Genomic DNA, 18,970 nt, shown 5'->3' on the forward strand with positions numbered 1-18,970 from the left:
CGATCGCAAAGCCCGACGCCCACCCGAGGCCTGGACCAACCTCGAAGCACCCATCGACTTGGCCGAGGCGCTGCACGCAACCGATGGCGACGTGCCCCGGCTGGTGGATTGCCTGACCCTGTGGCTCACCAATCTGATGCTGGACGAGGCCGATTGGCGGGCCGAGACCGACACGCTGATCAAGACACTGGCCGAGCAAAGCGCGCCGGTCGTGCTGGTGTCCAACGAAGTCGGTTTTGGTATCGTCCCCGAAAACAAGCTGGCCCGCGCGTTTCGCGATGCGGCAGGTCAGGTCAATCAGGCCGTGGCCGCCGCCTGTGAAGAAGTCTGGCTTGCCGTGGCGGGTCACCCTGTGAAGGTAAAACCCAATGACACTCCTTTCTGAAATCCAGTCGTTGGCGGCTGTCGAAACGCTTGCCGAAACCCTGCCTTCGCATGATACCGATTCGGTGCGTGCGGCCATCGACCGTCAGAACAGCCTGACCAAACCGCCGGGTTCCCTTGGCCGGCTCGAAGGCCTGGCGGCTTTCATGGCCGGGTGGCAGGGCACGGCCCGCCCAACGATTGACCGTGCGCAAGCGGTTGTTTTTGCGGGGAACCACGGTGTTTGCGCACAGGGCGTGAACCCGTTCCCGCAAGACGTCACCGCACAGATGGTGGCGAATTTTGAAAATGGCGGGGCGGCCATCAACCAACTCTGTCGAGCGACCGGCGCCGAGCTTTCGGTCGTTGCGCTGGACCTTGACCAGCCGACGGGTGACATCACCCAAGGGCCCGCCATGTCCGAGCAGGAAACGCTCGTGGCGATGCGGCGCGGGGCCGCGGCCGTGGAGGCGCGGGCGAATGTGCTTGTCCTAGGCGAGATGGGTATCGGCAATTCGACAATCGCCGCGGCCTTGGCCTTGGCGGGTTTCGGAGGTGGCGCCGAAGACTGGGTCGGCCGCGGCACCGGCTCTGACAAGGCCGGTCTCGCGCGGAAAACCGATGCGGTCGCCCGCGCTGTCGCGCGTCACGCGGACGCGACTGGCCTGGGTATGCTGGCCGCATTGGGTGGGCGCGAACAGGCCGCGATCTGCGGTGCCGTGCTTGGGGCGCGGGCGCTGCGCATTCCGGTGATCCTCGACGGGTTCATTTGCACTGCCGCGACGGTGCCTCTTTACAAGGTTGACCGGCGTTTTCTTGATCATTGCGTCGTGGGCCATCTGAGCCGCGAACCCGGACATGCGCGGCTGATTTCCGCGTTGCAGCAAGAGCCGATACTCTCTCTCGATATGGCGCTGGGCGAAGGGTCCGGAGCGGCGCTTGCCCTGGGCGTGCTGCGTGCCGCGCTGGACTGTCACAATGGCATGGCAACATTCGGGGAAGCCGGCGTAGCGGACGCATGAGCCTGGGAACGCGCTTGGCCGAACTGCAGGTGGCGATCATGCTGCTGACACGTCTTCCGGCGGGGAAGATCAATGGCGCGGTGCCGGACCTGGCGGCGGCGCGGTGGGCCTTCCCCATTGTCGGGGGGCTCATCGGCTTCTTGACCTGGCTTGCCTATGCGGGCGCCCTGGCCATTGGCGCGCCGCCTGCAATCGCCGCGGTGTTGGCCGTGGCTGCCTTGACGTTGCTCACCGGTGCGCTGCATTTCGACGGGCTTGCGGACTATGCTGATGGTATCGGTGGCGGCCGGGACAAGGCCCATGCCCTCGAAATCATGCGAGACAGCCGCGTCGGCAGCTATGGTATGCTGGCAATGATCATCGTGGTCGGTCTGTGGACCGTCTCGGTCAAGACCGCGGACCCCGGCCCGCTGGCCTTTGTGGGCGCCGCAATGCTGAGCCGTGCGGGAATGGTCGTCGTGCAGGAAATATTGCCCCCGGCGCGGCCTGACGGGATGGCGCAGTTGGCATCCGGACAGTCCCGGGCGGCGCGGGTCGTTCTGGCAGCGGTGGCCGTTGGCGCATTGCTGTTCTGGACTGTGCCTCTTGGCGTCTGCATTGCCGCGGTGACAGTGGTTGCGTGGCAGGCGCGCCGCAAGATCGGTGGCCAGACCGGCGATGTCCTTGGGGCTGTGCAACTTCTGTCAGAGACGGCGATCTGGGTTGCGCTTGCGTGTATGGCAGGGTCGTGACAGCCGTCGCTGCACGTGAAAGTCGGGGGTCCCGGTCGAGGGGCGCAAGCCGTCCTTGCCGCAGGGAGCGACATCCACGCGGTGATGCTGCTCAGTGACGGACTGCACAAACCATGGGCCGTCCTGCGGCGCTCACATGGCGGTCGTGTCCCGGTGTGCTGCGTGCCGGTCTTCCGTGCCAGGCAGGACGGATCAAGACGCTACCAGGCCCCCATCCGGTCAAGTTCGGGGCGCAGCGTGCCCTTGAAATCGAGCGCCTCGGCCCGGGGCCGGGTGACGAGGCTCACGCCGACAAAGAGCGCCACCGTCACACCGATCACGCTCAGCGCGAGCGTGGGGTCGAAAACGCTTACGCCGGCCCCCATCGCCATCCAGATCGCCGTTGCCGCGCCGCCCAGGAGCGAGGCCAGCACGCCCAAGGCGGTGCCGCGACGCCAGAAGAAGGCGCCGATCGTCGCGGGCACCGTCACGATCAGACCCGCCGCCGAAAGGGCTGCCAGTTGATCGACGATCGCCGCCTCGCGCACTGCGAACCCGGCGGCGAAAAGCACCACCAGAACAACCACCACGCGGCCGATGAAGATCTGGCTTGCGTCGCGCCCGTCGCCCTGGCGCAGAAGGTCGCGCGCGACCATCGAGCCCAGCGTCAACGCGATGGAATCGAGCGTGGACACCGCGGCTGACAGGATCCCGACGATCAGCAAGAGGCTGACCGCGACGGGCACCGCCCCCGAGCTCAGCAGCGCCGGCGTCGCGTTGGCCGGGTTATCGAGTCCGGGTGCGATCACCAGCGCCGCGAAGCCCCAGATCACCGCGATTAGTGTGAACACCAGGCCAAAGCCCAGCACCCAGAGGATCATCCGCCGCATCGCGGCCATGTCCTCGACAACGAAGAGCCGTTGGCTGACCTGCGGGTTGGACAGCGGGAAGAAGAACCATGGCAGCGCCAGCGCGATGAAGGTCGGGAAAGACCAGAGCCCCGGACCCGGCACGTCGAGCCACGGGCCGCTCTGCTCTGTCACCTCGGTCGTGAAGGCGTCGAGCCCGCCGATGTAGGAGATCGCGAAACCGACGGCCAAAACCCCTGAAACCAGCATCACCGCCGACTGGCCCGCGTCGGTCCAGGCGACCGCACGAAGACCGGCTGCCAGGGTCCAGAAGATGGCCAGTACCGCGCCGATGGCGATCGCCACCGGCAGGCTGATCTCGCCACCTGTCACGCCGGACAACAAAAGCCCGATCCCGGCCATTTGGGTCGTGCAGTAGGGCATCAGGAAGATCAGGCTCAGTACCGCCACAAGCCGCGCGATGTTGCGGTCGCCATAGCGCGCGCCCAGCATCTCGGCGGGGGTGATGAAGCCCCATTTCTGCGCTGCCAGCCAGAAGCGCGGACCGAAGACGACCAGAAGCGTGAGGCCGGAAAAATAGACCAGTTCGAACCCGAGCGCGCCGATCCCGCCACGATACGTCAGCCCGGTCAGCACCACGAGCATGAACGCCGAATAGGTTGTCGCGGCGTAGGACAGCCCCGAAACCATTCCGCCAAGACGCCGACCGCCAAGATAGTAGTCGGACGCGGTCCCGGTATTGCCACGCGCCGCCGCGTAGACGATGGCTCCGCCGATCACCGCAAAGGCGATCACCGCGCCCCAGACGAGATAGGGGTCGATCATGGCTCAGACCCTCCAGCGCGAGACGCCGCCAACGATCAGCACGACGATGGCCACGCCGAAGGCGGACCAGAACCAGAAGACGTCCAGGGCGGCTGCGCTGCCGCCAAGCAGCCCGTAAGGCACCGTGATGCCGGCGAGGATGACCGCGCCCACGAGCACCAGCCAGGTTGTGAATCCGTTCATCTGTTCCGATCCCGTTCGTTTCATGCTGCCACGCGGCACCCCGAAGTTTACAGGACCGGGGCAGGCTTTCAACTGGCCGCCGTGCCGATTGTGTCAGGTGCGGTGCAGGATCGCGACCGCGAAGAGCGCCTGCGGGTCCGTCAGAACCTCGGCCAGGTGCCAGCCCGCCGTCCGGGCCAGCTCCGACAGGCTCTCGACGGAGTATTTGTGGCTGTTCTCCGTATGGATCGTTTCGCCCGCTGCGAATTCCACGACATGATCGCCGATCTGCACGCTTTGGTCTTCAAGGCTTTGCAGATGCATCTCCACCCGGGCCTCTGTCGCGTTCCAGATCGCCTTGTGCCGGAATGTCTCGAGGTCGAACTCGGCTCCGGCCTCGCGGTTGAGCCGCCTGAGAAGATTGAGATTGAAACGGGCCGTCACCCCGCTGGCATCGTCATAGGCCGCAACGAGTGTCTCGGGCGCCTTTACCAGATCGACGCCGAGGATCAGCGTGTCGTGATCCGGCCATTCACCCAGCCGCATCAACAGCGCCCGCGCGGCATCAGGACTCAGGTTGCCGATGGTCGAGCCGGGAAAGAACCCGACAACCGGCTGCCCCCCGAGATCGGGCAGGGGGACGGGCTGCATGAAGTCGGCGACCACCGGCCGGACATCGAGGCGGGGAAAGTCCGTGGCGAGCTCTGCTGCCGAGGCGTGCAGGAAATCCTCCGAGATATCGACGGGCACATAGGTGGAAAGGCCTTTCAGCCCGTTCAGCAGCAAGCGCGTCTTGACGCTCGCGCCACTGCCGAGTTCCACAAGCGCGGCGCCTGCGGGCACATGCGCCTCTATCCGTGCCAGCCCGGTCTCCAGGATCGCGCGTTCGGTTCTCGACGGGTAGTATTCGGACAGCTGCGTGATCTCTTCGAAGATCGCGCTGCCGCGGTCGTCGTAAAACCATTTCGGCGAAAGCCCCTTGGGGCTGCGTGACATCCCCGCGATCACATCCGAGTAAAGGGCGCTGTTGCCGATTTCCGGTTTGCGAGGCTCCATCGTGCGTGCATCCATGATATCTCCGATCGGTTGTGGCAACCCGACGTGACCTAACCCGCCGGATCGAAATATCCAGCCGATGCCGGTATCCGGCTTGCCGGTGCGGCGTGATGCTTTAGGTCCGTGCGCAGATGATGAAAGGACCCGACATGGCCGAAACGACCACGCCCGAGAGCGATGCCACCGATGTGAGCCAACCCTGGGATCAGGACAACCAGGCCTGGTGGGACTGGTATGTCAGTCTTGCGGAGAACGATGGCGCCGACGAGGCGGTCCTCGCCGCTGCGCCCTTGCCGGATGTGGCGATCCCGACAGATGACGAGGTCATCGCGGAACTGGCGGCGCCCTACACCCTGACCGAAGACCAGATCGCGTTTTTCCGGGAAAACGGCTTCATCAAGCTCAAGAAGGTGTTTTCGCCGGGGACTGTTCTGAAGCTGCGGGCCGAGTTGATCCGGTTGTTGAAGGCTGAATTCGATGTCGACCCGGACACCGGCGCGCGCGACCGGTTCCTGAGCCTCGAAATGGTCTGGCCGGATAATCCGCTGCTGCGGGCCTATGTTCTGTCGCCCCGTCTGGGGCAGATTTCGGCGGACCTGCTGGAGGTGCCGGCGGTGCGGCTGTACCATGACAACGTTCTCGCCAAACAGGCCGGGTGCGGGCGCACGCCGTGGCATTTCGACGATCATCACTTCCCGCTCGATACGCATGACGTCGTGACCGCCTGGGCCCCGGCCCAGCCGATCCCTGTGGAGATGGGACCGCTGGCCTTCGCCTACCCGCTGGACGTGCACAAGCTGGTCGATGCGGTGACCTTCGAAAAGACGGGCACCGGCTATGATCGTGGCGTGGCCGAGGTGTTTGCCCGCAACGGCGTGACCGTGGACGAGACCCCGTTCGAGATGGGCGAGGTCAGCTTTCATCACAACCTGAATTTCCACACCGCCGCGCGCAATCGCACGGATCGCAGTCGGGTGGTTCTGGCCAACACCTATTACGCTGACGGCGCGCGTATCGTGGATGCACCGACGATGGTGTCCGGCGACTGGCAGAAATTCATGCCGGGTGTCGGGCCGGGTGATATCGCGGCCAGTCCGCTCAACCCGGTCTGCTGGCCGGTCGGGGATGCCGAATGAGCAGCGATATCCTGACGCGCAGCAGCACCCATTGGTCCGAGGCCGGCCGCGCCGGGATGGATGCGTTTTACACACTTGCCACCGACGACTACAGGCATCTGGCCGAGGCGCGCGACTGGGCGACCTGGATGTCGGAGGCGCAGTCACGGGCGGGTGGCCGGTCCCTGCGGCTGCTCGACGTGGCCTGCGGATCGGGCAAGTTTCCCAACGCGCTCGTCCGGCATGCGGGCGTGGCTGAGGCTGGGCTGAACAAGATCGCAACCGACCTGTTGGACCCTTCGGCGTTTTCCATCGCCGAGGCGCGCGCGGCTCTGCCCGTGCCCTTCGCGGCAAGCGCGGAACATGAAACGACCCTGCAGGATTTCACTCCGCCGCCGGAGGGGTATGATATCGTCTGGGCGACCCATGCGCTTTACGCCGTGCCCGCCGCGGATCTGCCTGCCGCCGCCCGGCGCTTCTGCGATGCGATTGGCCCCGGGGGGCGCGGCGTGATTGCCCATAGTGCCGCCGCCGGGCATTACATCGAGTTTCACCGCCGCTATCTTGAGGCTTTCGCCGCAGCGGAGGTCGCCCCCTATATCTCGGCCGAGGATCTGGCGGCCGCGCTGCGTGACAGCGGTGCCGAGGTTTCGGTAACAGAGGTGCGCTACGAGAGCGTCGCAGGGCCGGACGATACGGCGGCTGTCGAGGGATACCTGCAACGCTGCGTCTTCGATGACAGTGTTTCGCTCGCGGAGATGCAGGCCCGCGACCCGGTGACAGAGTGGCTGACGGCGGCGCAGGCCAAGGACGGCTGGCGCTTTCCGCAGCTGGTGCACCTGATGGATATCACCGTCTGACCCCCCGAAGAACTGGAGATTGCGAGTGAATGATCACAGCCCCCTGAGGTCTGCCTGGACCGACAGTCTTGTCCGTGGCCAGCGCCCCGACGCGGCTGCCTTGCGCGCCCATCTGCGGGCCGTTCATCGTGACCATGCGGGGTTTACCGAAACCTGCGCGCGGGCCTGCTGCGATGCCGCCGGGCGCACCAGCTACGACTGGCTCGCCGAAGCGGTGCCGGAAACAGACGGAGCACGGGTGCTCGATCTCGCTTGCGGGTCCGGTCCGCTGCTGGACATCCTGCACCATCGCAATGCGGGGCTGCGCCTGACGGGTCTGGACATGTGCCCGGAAGAACTGGCTCTGGCGCAGGCGCGTTTGCCTGCGGGGTCGGCCGATTTGATGCAGGCCGAAGCGCAGGACATGGAGCGCATTTCGGACGGGTCGCTTGACGCGGTTCTGTGCCACTGGGCGTTGACGCTGATGGACCCTGTCACGCCGGTGCTTGACGAGGTGCGGCGCGTCCTGGCGCCGGGCGGGCGGTTCGTGGCGCTGGTGGATGGCCCGATGGAAGCCGCGCCGGGGTATACTGCGGTGCATGATCTCATTTACGGGTATGTGCAGTCTGAACTGCCCGGCTATGGCGAGATCGATCTGGGCGATCCCCGGATACGCGGAACTGACAGCCTGAGCGATCTGGTTCGCGCTGCCTTTCCCGCCGCGACAGTGACTGTCGAGACCAGCGTGGTCACGATGGAGGGCGCCGCCACGGACGTGGCCGAGGCGGCGGCCGGTTTCTTCTATGCGGCGTTCATCCTGTCACCCGCATCGCGCGAGAAGATGCTGACAGAGCTTGCGGGTCTGCTCTCAACCTCCGGGCCGGGCGGGAGCGCCGTGCCACAAGGCAGCTTCGCAATGCCGATCAACCGGCTTCTGGTCACGACCTGACCGTGACGATGCCGATCGCGCTCTGCCTCACGGAGTGCGCGGGCACCATCGAGCGCAAAAGGTGGTCTTGCGGAACGTGACGCGCCTCCGGGCCTTGGGTCCCGCGGTCAAACCAACCCGGCAGTTTTGAACATCTGTTGCAGGTCCGCCTCGGGTCGCGGCCCGATATGAGAGATCACTTCGGCGGCGGCGACGCATCCCATGCGCCCGCAGGTTTCCGTATCGCGGCCCGTGGCCAATCCATAGAGGAAGCCGGCCGCGAATTGGTCGCCGGCCCCTGTCGCGTCCACCGGGACCACTTTTTCGACCGGGATATTGACCCGTTCACCTTTGTGGATGATCGACACCCCATCGCCCGACCGGGTGCAGACCACCAGCGGGCAGATCGCGGCAACGGCGGCCAGATCGGCCTCAAGGTCGTTGTTCTGGTAAAGCGACATGATCTCGGCCTCGTTGCCGATGACATAATCCATCTCGTTTTCGATCAGGTCCAGGAAATCCGCGCGGTGCCGTTCGACGCAGAACGGGTCGGAAATCGCGATCCCCGCCTTGCCGCCCGCCGCGCGGCAGGTGCGGGCGGTGCGGATGAAGGCGTCTTTTCCCTTGTCCTTGTCGAAAAGGTAGCCTTCGAGGAACACGATCTCGGCCTGCGACGCCACGTCTTCTGACACGTCCTCGGGACCGAGTTCGGCCGAGATGCCAAGGTAGGTGTTCATCGACCGTTCGCCATCGGGCGAGACAAAGATCATCGACCGCGAGGTGGGTAGCTCGCCTCCGGCGATGGGTGCGTTGACGAAATCCGTGCCGCCGTTTTTCATCGCGTCCGCATAGAACCGGCCCAGCGCGTCGTCATGCACCCGTCCGATGAACCCTGTGCGCAGTCCCAGATTGCCCAGACCGGCCAGCGTGTTTGCGACCGATCCACCGGGGGTCTGCGTGCGTTCGGTCATCGCGGCATACAGCGTCTCGCCCCGGGCGCGTTCGACCAGTTGCATGATGCCTTTCTGAATGCCCATCTGGTCCAGAAACGCATCCTCGGCGCGTGCGATCACATCGACAACGGCGTTGCCGATGCCGACAACCTGGTATGTCTTGCTCATGTCGTTTTGTCCTCGAATTTACAAAGATCGCGGATCACGCAGGCGCCGCATTTGGGTTTGCGGGCGACGCAGGTGTAGCGGCCGTGCAGGATCAGCCAGTGATGGGCGTGATGCTGAAAATCGACCGGGATATGATCCTCGATCGCACGTTCGACCGCCACCACGTCCTTGCCGGGGCAGATCCCGGTGCGGTTGCCGACGCGAAAGATGTGGGTGTCGACCGCCTGCGCGGGATAGTGCCACCACATATTGAGCACGACATTCGCGGTCTTGCGACCCACGCCGGGCAGGCTTTGCAACGCGGCGCGGGAATTGGGCACCTCGCCGTCATATTGATCGACCAGGATTCGGCTGAGCTTTATGACATTCTTGGCCTTGTTGCGGTACAGCCCGATGGTCTTGATATGCTCGATCACGCCGTCTTCGCCAAGTGCGAGCATCTTGTCCGGGGTATCCGCGACCTGAAACAGCGTTTTGGTGGCCTTGTTCACCCCGGCATCCGTGGCCTGCGCCGACAATGCGACGGCCACGACGAGGGTATAGGCGTTCACATGATCCAGCTCGCCCTTGGGTTCGGGTTCGGCCGCTTGGAAACGGGTAAAGATTTCTCGGATCGTGTGATAATCGACTTGCCGCGCCATGACCGCCGGTATGCCGCGCAGGCGCGCGTGGGACAAGTCCTCAGATTGCGCAGGTTTCGGGTCGCCCGTGGCCATGACTGTGGGATACAGATTGCGCCACAGCAGCACGAAGGACCGAGTGGATGACCCTGACCCATCTCGCAGACGACAGCCAAGGCTACCATTTCCACGTCATGCGGCGCGCGCTCGATGTGATAGACACCAAAGGTCCGAACGTGTCGCTTGATGAACTGGCGTCCGAGATGAACATGAGTCCTGCGCATTTTCAGCGCGTGTTCTCGCGCTGGGTGGGCGTCAGCCCGAAACGGTACCAGCAATACCTGACACTGAGCCACGCCAAGGCGCTGTTGTCGGATCGTTTCACGACGCTGGGTGCGGCACATGCCACTGGTTTGTCGGGGGGCGGACGATTGCATGACCTGTTCCTGCGATGGGAGGCGATGAGCCCCGGAGATTTCGCCCGAAAGGGCGCGCATCTGACCGTGTACTGGGGCTGGTTCGAAAGCCCGTTCGGCCCCGCCCTTGTCATGGGGACCGGGAAGGGTCTCTGCGGGATCGGCTTTGCCTCCGAATGCACCGAGGACGAGGCGATGCGGGATCTTACCAGCCGCTGGCCCAACGCCCTCTATGTCGAGGCGCCGGACCGGCTCGAACCCTGGGTGCGGTCCGCTTTTGGCCAAGCAAAGAGCGATGTGCCGCTTTTCATGATCGGCGCCCCGTTCCAGATCAAGGTCTGGGAAGCCTTGATGCGGATCCCGTCCGGGCATGTCACCACCTACTCGGAAATCGCCGAATTCATCGGCCATCCGAAGGCGGTCCGCGCGGTGGGGACGGCGGTGGGGCGCAACCCGATCAGCTTTCTGATTCCGTGCCACCGTGCCCTGCGAAAATCCGGCGGGCTGGGCGGCTATCACTGGGGCCTGCCGGTCAAACGTTCCATCCTCGCCTGGGAATCCGCCCGCGCCGACGCATGACTGCCGTGCGCGGAATGACGCATGACTGCCGTGCGCGGAATCAAGCCGATTTCACCGGGACAGAAGGCGTTTGTTCGGGTATGGTATGGGGTGTTTGTTCGGGTATGATATCGCATAGCAACGATAAAACCCTTACCTACAGGCGCAGTTGGAAGAGGCAAAAACACTATGACACTATCGAAATTCTCACTGGCTACGGCGCTTTGTGGCTCGCTTGCGCTGTCCGCTTGCACAACCGGCCAGTTCAATGATCCGAACGACCCGAACCGCCAGGCCAAGACCGGTGCCCTGATCGGGGCGGGAACCGGGGCCGTCGTCGGTGCCCTGATGGGCAACGACCCCGAAGAGCGCCGCCGCAACGCGGCTGCGGGCGCGATTCTTGGCGGCGGTGGGGGTGCCCTCATCGGCAACCGGCTTGACAAGCAGGAGGCGGACCTGCGGTCCCAGATCGGCAATGACAACGTGACGATCCGCAACACTGGCGAGCGGTTGATCGTGACGCTGCCGCAGGACATCCTGTTCGCAACCGACAGCGCAACGCTGCGCCCCGACCTGCAGCGCGATCTGCGCAGCGTGGGCCAGAACCTTCTGGCCTATCCGAACACCACGGTCCAGGTTGTCGGGCATACCGACAACACGGGTGAGGCTTCATACAATCTCGACCTGTCGCGTCAGCGTGCGCAATCGGTGTCGAACATCCTGGCGAATGAAGGCGTTTCGTCCTCCCGGATCCAGAGCATCGGGCGCGGTGAGGATCAGCCGATCGCAAGCAACCTGACGCCGGAAGGCCGGGCGCAAAACCGGCGCGTCGAAATCGTGATCCTGCCGACGGCGTAATCCAACCCGCCAGAGCCAACATAACCCGCGCCAGTCCTGGCGCGGGCTTTGCACGTGTCAGTTGCGGATCCCGCGTTGCGACAATTGATTTGCACGCAATCCGCATCAGGTGTGTCGTCACATCCATTGTTCGGAGAAGTTACATCCATGTCGAAACTCATGCTTCTTGGTTTGTGCGGTTCATTGCGCCGCGCGTCTACCAACCGTTTATTGCTGCACGAGGCGGCGCGCCGCTTTGGCGATGCTACTTTCGCGGAGGGAGATCTGCGGTTTCCACTGTATGATGGCGACCTCGAAAGCGAGGAGGGTGTGCCGCCAAGCGTTCAGACGCTGGCAGATCAGATAGCGCGCGCCGACGCGGTGGTGGTGTCAGCGCCGGAGTACAACAAGGGGATTTCCGGGGTGCTGAAGAATGCTCTGGATTGGGTCAGCCGCACCGAAGGCACGCCTTGGGCCGACAAACCCGTTGCGATCATGTCGTCCACGGCGGGGCGTGCCGGGGGGGAGCGAACGCAGAACATGACGCGGCTGTGCCTTGTTCCGTTTCGCCCGCTTCTCGTGCCGGGGCCAGAGGTTCTTGTCGGAGCCACGTTCAATCAATGGGACGAAGATGGCCGCCTGACGAACGAAATCAACGCAAAGGCATTGGATGGATTGATGGCGAACCTGCGCCGCGCGGCGGAGGCGTCCATCTCGGCGTGATCAGCAGCCTGTGCCTTTGGTCACCACGCTGACGGTTTTCCACATGACCGACAGATCCTGAGTGAAGGTCATTTTGCTCAGGTAGTCGGCATCGTACTGCGCGCGCTCGGCAAAACTGCTCTCGTTGCGCGCGGAGATTTGCCAGAAACCTGTCAGCCCCGGGCGCAAGGCGTAGTATGCCGAACCGGGATACATCGCCTGCTGTTCCACCATCATGGGGCGTGGGCCGACAAGCGACATATCGCCCTTGAGCACATTCCAAAGCTGCGGCAGCTCGTCCAGAGATGTCTTGCGCAGGATATGGCCGACCCTGGTGATCCGCGGATCATTCTGAAGCTTCTGGTTGCGATCCCATTCGTTGCGGGCGACCGGGTCGGCTGCGAGGTGTCTTTGCAGCGCTGCATCGGCGTTGTTGACCATGCTGCGCAGCTTCCACATCGTGAATGTCTTGCCGAAGCGTCCAACGCGGGTCTGCTTGTAGAACGGATTTCCACCGTCACGCGACACAAGCAGCGCGCAGAGACCGACAACGATCAGGACCGGAAACGCCGCCGTCAGAACCAGCAGGATGTCGAGGCCGCGCTTGAAGTTGTCGCGATAGACACTGCGCGCTTCCCGGGTGGTGAACACCGAGTTGACCAGCGTCTTGATTTCATTGCCTTGCGGAGACTGACGGACGTGCAGTGTCATGTGGAACACCCTTTGATTTTGTGCCAAAGCCAACCGTGACGCTGCCGCAGACAAGAAAGGACCGTTTGCTTGCAGCGTCGGGCTGCAATCAGCGTTCCGGCCTTGTGGCGCGGACGGTCAGACTTTCAGACTATTTGGCAGACCTCAGCAGACGACTTTACGCTACTCCCCAGTGGACGCACCAACCCCCAAGTGCCAGATTTAAAAGTGACAGGAATGTGGCCTGCCGCCTCTGATTGCGGTTATGACTGCTTGCCGCATTTCCGTCAACTTTCATGCTGGAGAAAGCGAAGATGTGCCGTGGACTGCATGCCCGGAGCTGTGCAGACTCTGTTGAAATCGAACATTTTTTCTTGAAGAGGAAGCGCAGAATTATTGACGAAAGCTGACCAATCAAGCGGGACACACCGCAAGGCCCGGTCCTTGGAGGGTAACATGCGACACAGGTCGCGTTTCAGGGATCGCATGGATATCGCGGTCCCCGTGATCAATACCGTTTTTGGCGCGTCATTGATCACGAAACGGATCAGCTATTCAGACAATCCTGGTCCTAAGCGCTTGTTGTGGCCGTCGGCGAAACAGATGCCGTTGACAGCCATCGTGTTTGGGTCGTGCCGACTGTTCCCGAGTTTGCGACAAAGAACCATCTGCCGCGGTCCTCTGAAAGCCTATTCCGGCAATCAGAAAGTCCAGGCGGCGGACCCTCATAGACATCACGAAATGTAATAATTTGAAATAATTTTGCCTTGAGTTTGCACAATCGAAATCCTGTTCCCGCCACATTCCGCCCGAATCTGGTCCAAGTTCGCAGAATCGGGTCGAAGTTGGGCAAAGCCGGACAGGTTGCGCCACAATTGGCGACGGTCTATCTGCAAGACGTTGTTCTCAGCCAGGATTGGTTTTCCATGTCCCACAAAGTTTATGCGCGCGATCTGCCAGATGATCTCGACCTTGGATCCGAAGTCGCGATTGATTGCGAAACGATGGGTCTGCATCCGCACCGCGATCGCCTGTGCGTTGTTCAGTTGTCCAACGGGGATGGCAGCGCGCATTTGGTGCAGATCGAAAAGGGGCAGACCTCGGCGCCGAACCTTGAACGGCTTCTCACCGATCCGAAGGTGCTCAAGCTGTTCCACTTTGGCCGTTTCGATATCGCAGCATTGCAGAACACCTTCGGCGTCGTCACCGCACCGGTCTATTGCACGAAAATCGCAAGCCGCCTCGTGCGCACCTACACGGACCGGCACGGATTGAAGGCGTTGCTTCAGGAACTCTTGGGCATCGATATTTCCAAGCAGCAACAATCCAGCGATTGGGGCGCGCCGGATCTGAGCCAGGCGCAGGTTGATTATGCCGCGTCGGATGTTCTGTACCTGCACCGGTTGCGCGACGCGCTTCAGGTGATGCTCGAACGAGAGGACCGGGCCGACTTGGCGCAGAGATGTTTCGATTTTCTGCCGACACGGGCGCGTCTTGATCTTGTCGGTTGGCCGGATACCGATATCTTCGCGCATTCGTGACCGGTCGGATCGCCAGATGTATTCGCGTCTGATCGCTTGGTTGAAGATCTTTCTGCCGCTGGGCGCGCTTGTGCTGTTGTCGACGATCTTTCTCTTTTCGCGCGGGCCGGACCCGATCGCACCCATCCCCGTCCTGACCGGTGGCGCCGACCCGAGCAAGAGCGAACAGATCGGCGCGCCGTTTTACGCAGGAACCACCGAAAGCGGACAGGGCCTGACCCTTGCCGCGCGGCAGGCACGCATGGGTGACGACGAGAACGCAGGGATTGTCGCCGACGATCTGCGCGCGGTGATCGACATCGACCCCGGCAACCGCATCACGATTGATGCGGCCCTCGGGCGGGTGGACGACGAAGACCGGCTTGTGCTGCGCAACGGTGTCACGCTCGAAAGCAGTTCGGGCTATTCCGTGCGCACGGACGGGATGGACGCCGCAATCGATCGGGTCGACATGGAAAGCACCGCGCCGGTGCGAGCGGACGGGCCTGGCCTGACCCTTTCGGCCGGAAAATTGCTGGTCCGGGACACGGAACAGGGAGCCGACATTCAGTTGCTGTTCACCGATGGGGTAAAGCTGGTATACAGCCCGCAACAAAGTGAGGCCCGGTAATGAGACGAACAGTGATGACACTCCTGATGCTGGGGCTTGCCTTTGGCGCGGCGGCGCAGGGCACAGCGGTTCCGTTCGGCACTGTGGACCAGGACACATCCCTTCCGGTCGAGGTCAGCGCGGATTCGCTCTCAGTCTCGCAGAACGACGGGTCGGCGCTGTTCACCGGAAACGTGGTGATCGGGCAGGGCGAAATGCGTCTCTCCGCGCCGCGCGTTCTGGTGTTCTACACCGAAAACCAAAACGGGGTGGAACGGCTCGAAGCGACCGGCGGTGTTACATTGGTCAATGGCGACCAGGCCGCCGAGGCGGACCAGGCGCAATACGAGGTCAATCGCGGGACGATCCGGATGACGGGCAATGTGCTTTTGACCCAAGGGGCCAATACGCTGGTGTCCGAGAGCATGGATGTCGATCTCGAAGACGGCACCGCCCAGATGAACGGGCGGGTGCGCACCGTGTTCTCATCAGAAGAGAACTGATGTCCACTCCGGCCTTTTCAGTGACCGAAGGGCAAAGCGGGCTGATCGTCTGGAACCTGCGCAAGAGCTACAAGAAACGCGTGGTGATCCGCGACGTATCGCTCGAGGTGCAGCGCGGCGAGGTGGTGGCGCTGCTCGGCCCCAATGGCAGTGGCAAGACCACGTCGTTCTATGCGATTGCCGGGTTGCTCAATCCCGAAGGCGGCACTGTGCTGATCGACGGGCATGACGTTACCTTCTTGCCGATGTACCGCCGCGCGCGCTTGGGAATCGGGTATCTGCCACAGGAAATGTCGATCTTTCGCGGCATGACGGTGGAGGACAATATCAGCGCCATTCTCGATATCAGCCAATCAGACAGGCATCGCCGCCGCGAACGGCTCGAGGAATTGCTGGGCGAGTTTTCGATCGAACATCTACGTCGCGCGCCCGCGCTGGCCTTGTCGGGCGGGGAACGGCGCCGCGTTGAAATCGCGCGCTGTCTTGCGGCCGATCCCAAGTACCTGCTGTTGGACGAACCCTTTGCCGGCGTCGATCCGATCAGTGTCGGCGATATCCGCCACCTTGTTGCCGATCTCAAGAAACGGGGCATCGGCGTCCTGATTACCGACCACAATGTGCGCGAAACGCTCGAAATCGTGGATCGGGCGTATATCCTGCACGATGGAAAGGTGCTGATGTCCGGTTCTCCCGAAGAGGTCGTGCGCAACGAAAACGTGCGCCGGGTCTATCTTGGAGACAGCTTTCGGATTGGATAATTCCCACGGCTTTTGATGGAAGTGATTGACAGGTCGCCGTGCCGGGATTGAAATGGAGCCATGGCGTTTGAAGACTCAGACCGTCACGTTGTGCACTGCCCGCCACCCCGGCGGGTCAACGGGATCAAGCGGGCGTCGCGTCATATTCCTTTTGCTCCTGAACGGACCGGCGGGCAGGCCCGCACAGTTCGGCTGCAAGACCAGAACAATAAAAAAGGATATCCTATGCGTTACCAGATAACCGGCAAACAGATCGATGTTGGGGAGGCGCTTCAGGCTCATGTGAAGACCGAACTTGAAGCCATGCTGGGCAAGTATGCGGGCCGCCCGACGGACGCGACAGTCATCTTCTCCAAGAGCGGCCATGAATATGTTTGCGAGACGGTGGTTCACCTGTCGACCGGTTTGAACGCGACGGCCAAGGCACATGCAACCGAGATTTATTCAGCCTTTGACGGTGCTTGCGAGAAGATGGACAAGCAGTTGCGCCGCTACAAGCGCCGCCTCAAGGACCACCACAAGGATCGGACAGAGCCGGTTGAACTCTCCGGTGCGTCCTCGTATATCCTCGCCAGCGACGCGGAAACGCCGGATGACGAACCTGAATCACTTCAGCCGATCATCGTGGCAGAGATGGAAACGCAAATCCCGTCTTTGTCGGTTGGCGAAGCGGTGATGCAAATGGAATTAGCGGGATTGCCGGTTTTGGTGTTCCGGAATGACAAGAAGGACGGTGTCAACGTCGTGTATCGCCGGGACGATGGAAACATCGGCTGGATCGACCCCTGATCGACATTCGAGCACCGCTCTTCCAACAAAGAGCAGCCCATGAAATTCGCAGACCTGTTGAGTTCGAAGGCCGTCAAGGCCGTGACGACAGCATCCAGCAAGAAGCGCGTAATGCATTCGATTGCCGAGGTGGCAGAGTCCGCCTACGGGATTCCGGCCCAGCACGCGGTTGAAGCGCTGCTCGAACGAGAAGGCCTTGGCCCCACGGGTGTGGGCCATGGCGTCGCCCTGCCACATGCCCGACTCGACAAGGTCGAAAAGGTGGCCGGTGTCTTCATCCTGCTGGAAAAACCCATCGATTTCGAGGCGGTCGATCGTCAGCCAGTCGACGTGATCTTCGCGTTGTTCGCGCCAGAGGATGCCGGCGTTGAACATCTCAAGGCTCTGGCCTTGGTGTCCCGCACGCTGCGGGACCAGACGTTCTGCACCAAGCTGCGGTCAAACCCCGACCCGTCGACCCTGTACACCATTATCACCGAAGCGGCTGCTGTTCAGGCGGCTTGATCCCCGCCTGCCTCAGGCGGTCGCGTCGCGATCGAAATCAGTGAAGCCGAACATCATGTAATCACGCGGATAGACATCGCGGCACAGCTTTTCGAGCTGCGAATCGTAAATCTGCAAGAGCCTGATCTTGTGCGTGTCCTCTGTCGGCAGGGCCGGAACGACATCGACGCCGACCGCCTGTGCCAGACGGGGAAGGGCCGTGGCCATGTCTGCCTCGCGGATTAGGTGGTCTGGCAAACAGAAATCCGCCATGCCCTGCAAGACCGCGACCTGGCTGGCCCAATGTGCGTCGATCCGGATGCTGGTCTGCCCGTTCAGGTTCGAGCGCAGGAAGCCCAGGAACCCCTGGAAGGCGACCTTGTGAGCGCGCAGGTCGTACCCCGGATCATTCGGATCCTGCGGCATCGCGATGCCGTGGGACCGAATCAAGTGCCGGCGGATCTTGGTGAAACTGCCCGGTCCCGTGGCAAGCACCTTGTCGCAGAACGCAGCATGGGCGCGCGCCAGGGGGTGCCGCAGAACGGTAAAGCGGCGATGACCGGGATGGTCCCGCATCCAGCTGCGCAAAGTGTTCTGGTTGAACCTGGTGACAAGCTCTGAGTCGTCCCCTTCGAGCGCCGCCATCCATGTCGTCACACTGGTCTGCGGGCCGGACCGGATCGGCATGAACAAAAGCGGGTGCCGCGCCGAGCCGACATATGTCGGCACCACCGGTCCCCGCCGGGGTTCGAAGTTCGGTGTCCGCCCCAGATCGAATTTGTCCATCGCGCGCAGGGATGTCTGCATCTGGTCAAAGTTGGACACCTTGTCCGACACGGGCTGCGGGTTCTGCGGCTTGAGTTCGGACTGGAACGCCTCCGGTGCCATCTCGATCCCCAGCCAAGCGGCCAGACCGCTCAGGATCTCGGTGTCGTTCAGATCGTCATATCCGATGTAGTAGGCCGACTGACCCGTCACCTGCAGCGCGCGCGTCACCTCGATCTGAAAGGCCTGTGTCCGTCCAAGATGACGTTCAAATTCATGCATGTCGAAATGTGCCTTGGCCGCCTTGCGGTTCTGCACATTTGTCAGTTTCCATTGGTCGGTCGCACGCGCGATCTTGAGGCTGATATAGCTATCCAGAGGGTTCCGCGTGAGGATGATCTTGCCGCAGCGCGGATCGCCCAGGAGCGCGGGCAGGATGCGTGGGTCATGGTCACTGAAATAGCGAAAACCGCCAAGTCCGCCGGATTGTGACCGGATCGTCGACAACAGCCTTTCCGGGGTGTCCTCGCGCTCGCGCAGCGTGATGCCAAGAACATCGTCCCGGTTCGGATAGCCGATGAAATTGGGATTGAACGCCTCCCCGTGACAGGTCACGCCGGGGATCTGGTTGAGATAATCCTCCAGGAGGTTCGAGCCTGTCCGCATCTCGGCGAAAACCACGAAGTGATCGAAGCGAGCGGTCAAGGGG

The 18,970-nt window shown here is 62.6% G+C and carries 22 protein-coding genes; 15 read left to right on the plus strand and 7 right to left on the minus strand.

Translation table 11 applies throughout. From position 1 onward, the window contains the following. The 3 genes from LCF59_RS08710 to LCF59_RS08720 all read left to right on the plus strand — a co-directional run. The coding region (locus LCF59_RS08710) for a bifunctional adenosylcobinamide kinase/adenosylcobinamide-phosphate guanylyltransferase (protein ID WP_292287072.1) at nucleotides 1–385 on the plus strand (385 nt) is incomplete at its 5' end. Beyond that, complete coding sequence (gene cobT, locus LCF59_RS08715) at nucleotides 369–1,385, plus strand: nicotinate-nucleotide--dimethylbenzimidazole phosphoribosyltransferase (protein ID WP_292287073.1); 1,017 nt, start codon at nucleotides 369–371, stop codon at nucleotides 1,383–1,385. The genes LCF59_RS08710 and cobT, both read left to right, overlap by 17 nt. Continuing rightward, nucleotides 1,382–2,116 (plus strand): adenosylcobinamide-GDP ribazoletransferase, encoded by a 735-nt coding sequence (locus LCF59_RS08720; protein ID WP_292287074.1) that lies wholly within the window; start codon nucleotides 1,382–1,384, stop codon nucleotides 2,114–2,116. Before cobT ends, LCF59_RS08720 begins: the two co-directional genes overlap by 4 nt. 200 nt (nucleotides 2,117–2,316) lie before the next feature. Here the strand turns inward: LCF59_RS08720 and LCF59_RS08725 are convergent, their stop codons facing one another. The 3 genes from LCF59_RS08725 to egtD form a co-directional block, all read right to left on the minus strand. Next, nucleotides 2,317–3,789, minus strand: coding sequence for a sodium:solute symporter (locus LCF59_RS08725; RefSeq protein ID WP_292287075.1), 1,473 nt, complete (start codon nucleotides 3,787–3,789; stop codon nucleotides 2,317–2,319). 3 nt (nucleotides 3,790–3,792) lie between these two features. Next, a complete protein-coding gene (locus LCF59_RS08730; RefSeq protein ID WP_292287076.1) occupies nucleotides 3,793–3,972 on the minus strand; it encodes a hypothetical protein in 180 nt (59 codons plus the stop codon). 93 nt (nucleotides 3,973–4,065) lie between these two features. After that, nucleotides 4,066–5,022 (minus strand): L-histidine N(alpha)-methyltransferase, encoded by a 957-nt coding sequence (gene egtD / locus LCF59_RS08735; RefSeq protein ID WP_292287077.1) that lies wholly within the window; start codon nucleotides 5,020–5,022, stop codon nucleotides 4,066–4,068. 134 nt (nucleotides 5,023–5,156) lie between these two features. On the opposite strand from egtD, the gene LCF59_RS08740 reads away from it, so the two are divergent. Genes LCF59_RS08740 through LCF59_RS08750 form a run of 3 tightly spaced genes read left to right on the plus strand, consistent with a single transcriptional unit; the run spans nucleotide 5,157 to nucleotide 7,910 of the window. Then, a complete protein-coding gene (locus tag LCF59_RS08740; RefSeq protein WP_292287078.1) occupies nucleotides 5,157–6,143 on the plus strand; it encodes a phytanoyl-CoA dioxygenase family protein in 987 nt (328 codons plus the stop codon). Then, nucleotides 6,140–6,982, plus strand: coding sequence for a methyltransferase domain-containing protein (locus LCF59_RS08745; protein WP_292287079.1), 843 nt, complete (start codon nucleotides 6,140–6,142; stop codon nucleotides 6,980–6,982). Before LCF59_RS08740 ends, LCF59_RS08745 begins: the two co-directional genes overlap by 4 nt. Before the next feature lie 25 nt (nucleotides 6,983–7,007). Continuing rightward, nucleotides 7,008–7,910 (plus strand): class I SAM-dependent methyltransferase, encoded by a 903-nt coding sequence (locus LCF59_RS08750; protein ID WP_292287080.1) that lies wholly within the window; start codon nucleotides 7,008–7,010, stop codon nucleotides 7,908–7,910. Between the two features lie 107 nt (nucleotides 7,911–8,017). Here the strand turns inward: LCF59_RS08750 and LCF59_RS08755 are convergent, their stop codons facing one another. Next, nucleotides 8,018–9,010, minus strand: coding sequence for an adenosine kinase (locus LCF59_RS08755; protein ID WP_292287081.1), 993 nt, complete (start codon nucleotides 9,008–9,010; stop codon nucleotides 8,018–8,020). Beyond that, nucleotides 9,007–9,651: an endonuclease III gene (gene nth / locus LCF59_RS08760; RefSeq protein WP_292287169.1), complete on the minus strand. Its 645-nt coding sequence runs from the start codon at nucleotides 9,649–9,651 to the stop codon at nucleotides 9,007–9,009. The genes LCF59_RS08755 and nth overlap by 4 nt, the downstream gene beginning before the upstream one ends. A gap of 122 nt (nucleotides 9,652–9,773) precedes the next feature. Between nth and LCF59_RS08765 the strand changes: the two genes are divergently transcribed. From LCF59_RS08765 to LCF59_RS08775, 3 genes are all read left to right on the plus strand, one after another. Then, a complete protein-coding gene (locus LCF59_RS08765) occupies nucleotides 9,774–10,625 on the plus strand; it encodes a methylated-DNA--[protein]-cysteine S-methyltransferase (protein WP_292287082.1) in 852 nt (283 codons plus the stop codon). Nucleotides 10,626–10,793: 168 nt separating this feature from the next. After that, the gene (locus tag LCF59_RS08770) at nucleotides 10,794–11,462 is read left to right on the plus strand and encodes an OmpA family protein (RefSeq protein ID WP_292287083.1); all 669 of its coding nucleotides are present in this window, start codon (nucleotides 10,794–10,796) and stop codon (nucleotides 11,460–11,462) included. Nucleotides 11,463–11,609: 147 nt separating this feature from the next. After that, entirely contained in the window at nucleotides 11,610–12,164 is a 555-nt protein-coding gene (locus LCF59_RS08775; RefSeq protein WP_292287084.1) for an NADPH-dependent FMN reductase, read from the plus strand. Here the strand turns inward: LCF59_RS08775 and LCF59_RS08780 are convergent, their stop codons facing one another. Beyond that, nucleotides 12,165–12,854: a sugar transferase gene (locus LCF59_RS08780; RefSeq protein WP_292287085.1), complete on the minus strand. Its 690-nt coding sequence runs from the start codon at nucleotides 12,852–12,854 to the stop codon at nucleotides 12,165–12,167. Nucleotides 12,855–13,759: 905 nt separating this feature from the next. On the opposite strand from LCF59_RS08780, the gene LCF59_RS08785 reads away from it, so the two are divergent. From LCF59_RS08785 to LCF59_RS08810, 6 genes are all read left to right on the plus strand, one after another. Beyond that, nucleotides 13,760–14,374 carry a ribonuclease H-like domain-containing protein gene (locus tag LCF59_RS08785; protein ID WP_292287086.1) on the plus strand — a complete coding sequence of 205 codons (615 nt, stop codon included), beginning with the start codon at nucleotides 13,760–13,762 and terminating at the stop codon, nucleotides 14,372–14,374. Between the two features lie 16 nt (nucleotides 14,375–14,390). Then, nucleotides 14,391–14,984, plus strand: a complete 594-nt coding sequence (locus tag LCF59_RS08790) for a hypothetical protein (RefSeq protein ID WP_292287087.1) — start codon at nucleotides 14,391–14,393, stop codon at nucleotides 14,982–14,984. Between the two features lie 14 nt (nucleotides 14,985–14,998). Beyond that, nucleotides 14,999–15,466 carry a lipopolysaccharide transport periplasmic protein LptA gene (gene lptA, locus LCF59_RS08795; protein ID WP_292287088.1) on the plus strand — a complete coding sequence of 156 codons (468 nt, stop codon included), beginning with the start codon at nucleotides 14,999–15,001 and terminating at the stop codon, nucleotides 15,464–15,466. Further along, entirely contained in the window at nucleotides 15,466–16,224 is a 759-nt protein-coding gene (gene lptB, locus LCF59_RS08800) for an LPS export ABC transporter ATP-binding protein (RefSeq protein WP_292287089.1), read from the plus strand. The genes lptA and lptB overlap by 1 nt, the downstream gene beginning before the upstream one ends. A gap of 225 nt (nucleotides 16,225–16,449) precedes the next feature. Further along, nucleotides 16,450–17,013, plus strand: a complete 564-nt coding sequence (gene raiA / locus LCF59_RS08805; RefSeq protein WP_292287090.1) for a ribosome-associated translation inhibitor RaiA — start codon at nucleotides 16,450–16,452, stop codon at nucleotides 17,011–17,013. Nucleotides 17,014–17,052: 39 nt separating this feature from the next. Continuing rightward, nucleotides 17,053–17,517: a PTS sugar transporter subunit IIA gene (locus tag LCF59_RS08810; protein WP_292287091.1), complete on the plus strand. Its 465-nt coding sequence runs from the start codon at nucleotides 17,053–17,055 to the stop codon at nucleotides 17,515–17,517. A gap of 12 nt (nucleotides 17,518–17,529) precedes the next feature. On the opposite strand, the gene LCF59_RS08815 is transcribed toward LCF59_RS08810, so the two are convergent. After that, nucleotides 17,530–18,966 carry a sulfotransferase family 2 domain-containing protein gene (locus tag LCF59_RS08815; protein ID WP_292287092.1) on the minus strand — a complete coding sequence of 479 codons (1,437 nt, stop codon included), beginning with the start codon at nucleotides 18,964–18,966 and terminating at the stop codon, nucleotides 17,530–17,532. Between the last annotated feature and the right edge of the window lie 4 nt (nucleotides 18,967–18,970).

It is taken from the genome of Marivita sp. (assembly GCF_020055675.1).
Lineage (GTDB): Bacteria > Pseudomonadota > Alphaproteobacteria > Rhodobacterales > Rhodobacteraceae > Marivita.

What these genes read in the sequence shown, in the direction of transcription:
- cobT (WP_292287073.1), top strand. Translation starts at nt 369, where the DNA reads ATGACACTCCTTTCTGAAATCCAGTCGTTGGCGGCTGTCGAAACGCTT.
- LCF59_RS08720 (WP_292287074.1), top strand. Translation starts at nt 1,382, where the DNA reads ATGAGCCTGGGAACGCGCTTGGCCGAACTGCAGGTGGCGATCATGCTG.
- LCF59_RS08725 (WP_292287075.1), bottom strand. Translation starts at nt 3,789, where the DNA reads ATGATCGACCCCTATCTCGTCTGGGGCGCGGTGATCGCCTTTGCGGTG.
- LCF59_RS08730 (WP_292287076.1), bottom strand. Translation starts at nt 3,972, where the DNA reads ATGAACGGATTCACAACCTGGCTGGTGCTCGTGGGCGCGGTCATCCTC.
- egtD (WP_292287077.1), bottom strand. Translation starts at nt 5,022, where the DNA reads ATGGATGCACGCACGATGGAGCCTCGCAAACCGGAAATCGGCAACAGC.
- LCF59_RS08740 (WP_292287078.1), top strand. Translation starts at nt 5,157, where the DNA reads ATGGCCGAAACGACCACGCCCGAGAGCGATGCCACCGATGTGAGCCAA.
- LCF59_RS08745 (WP_292287079.1), top strand. Translation starts at nt 6,140, where the DNA reads ATGAGCAGCGATATCCTGACGCGCAGCAGCACCCATTGGTCCGAGGCC.
- LCF59_RS08755 (WP_292287081.1), bottom strand. Translation starts at nt 9,010, where the DNA reads ATGAGCAAGACATACCAGGTTGTCGGCATCGGCAACGCCGTTGTCGAT.
- nth (WP_292287169.1), bottom strand. Translation starts at nt 9,651, where the DNA reads ATGGCGCGGCAAGTCGATTATCACACGATCCGAGAAATCTTTACCCGT.
- LCF59_RS08765 (WP_292287082.1), top strand. Translation starts at nt 9,774, where the DNA reads ATGACCCTGACCCATCTCGCAGACGACAGCCAAGGCTACCATTTCCAC.
- LCF59_RS08770 (WP_292287083.1), top strand. Translation starts at nt 10,794, where the DNA reads ATGACACTATCGAAATTCTCACTGGCTACGGCGCTTTGTGGCTCGCTT.
- LCF59_RS08775 (WP_292287084.1), top strand. Translation starts at nt 11,610, where the DNA reads ATGTCGAAACTCATGCTTCTTGGTTTGTGCGGTTCATTGCGCCGCGCG.
- LCF59_RS08780 (WP_292287085.1), bottom strand. Translation starts at nt 12,854, where the DNA reads ATGACACTGCACGTCCGTCAGTCTCCGCAAGGCAATGAAATCAAGACG.
- LCF59_RS08785 (WP_292287086.1), top strand. Translation starts at nt 13,760, where the DNA reads ATGTCCCACAAAGTTTATGCGCGCGATCTGCCAGATGATCTCGACCTT.
- LCF59_RS08790 (WP_292287087.1), top strand. Translation starts at nt 14,391, where the DNA reads ATGTATTCGCGTCTGATCGCTTGGTTGAAGATCTTTCTGCCGCTGGGC.
- lptA (WP_292287088.1), top strand. Translation starts at nt 14,999, where the DNA reads ATGACACTCCTGATGCTGGGGCTTGCCTTTGGCGCGGCGGCGCAGGGC.
- lptB (WP_292287089.1), top strand. Translation starts at nt 15,466, where the DNA reads ATGTCCACTCCGGCCTTTTCAGTGACCGAAGGGCAAAGCGGGCTGATC.
- raiA (WP_292287090.1), top strand. Translation starts at nt 16,450, where the DNA reads ATGCGTTACCAGATAACCGGCAAACAGATCGATGTTGGGGAGGCGCTT.
- LCF59_RS08810 (WP_292287091.1), top strand. Translation starts at nt 17,053, where the DNA reads ATGAAATTCGCAGACCTGTTGAGTTCGAAGGCCGTCAAGGCCGTGACG.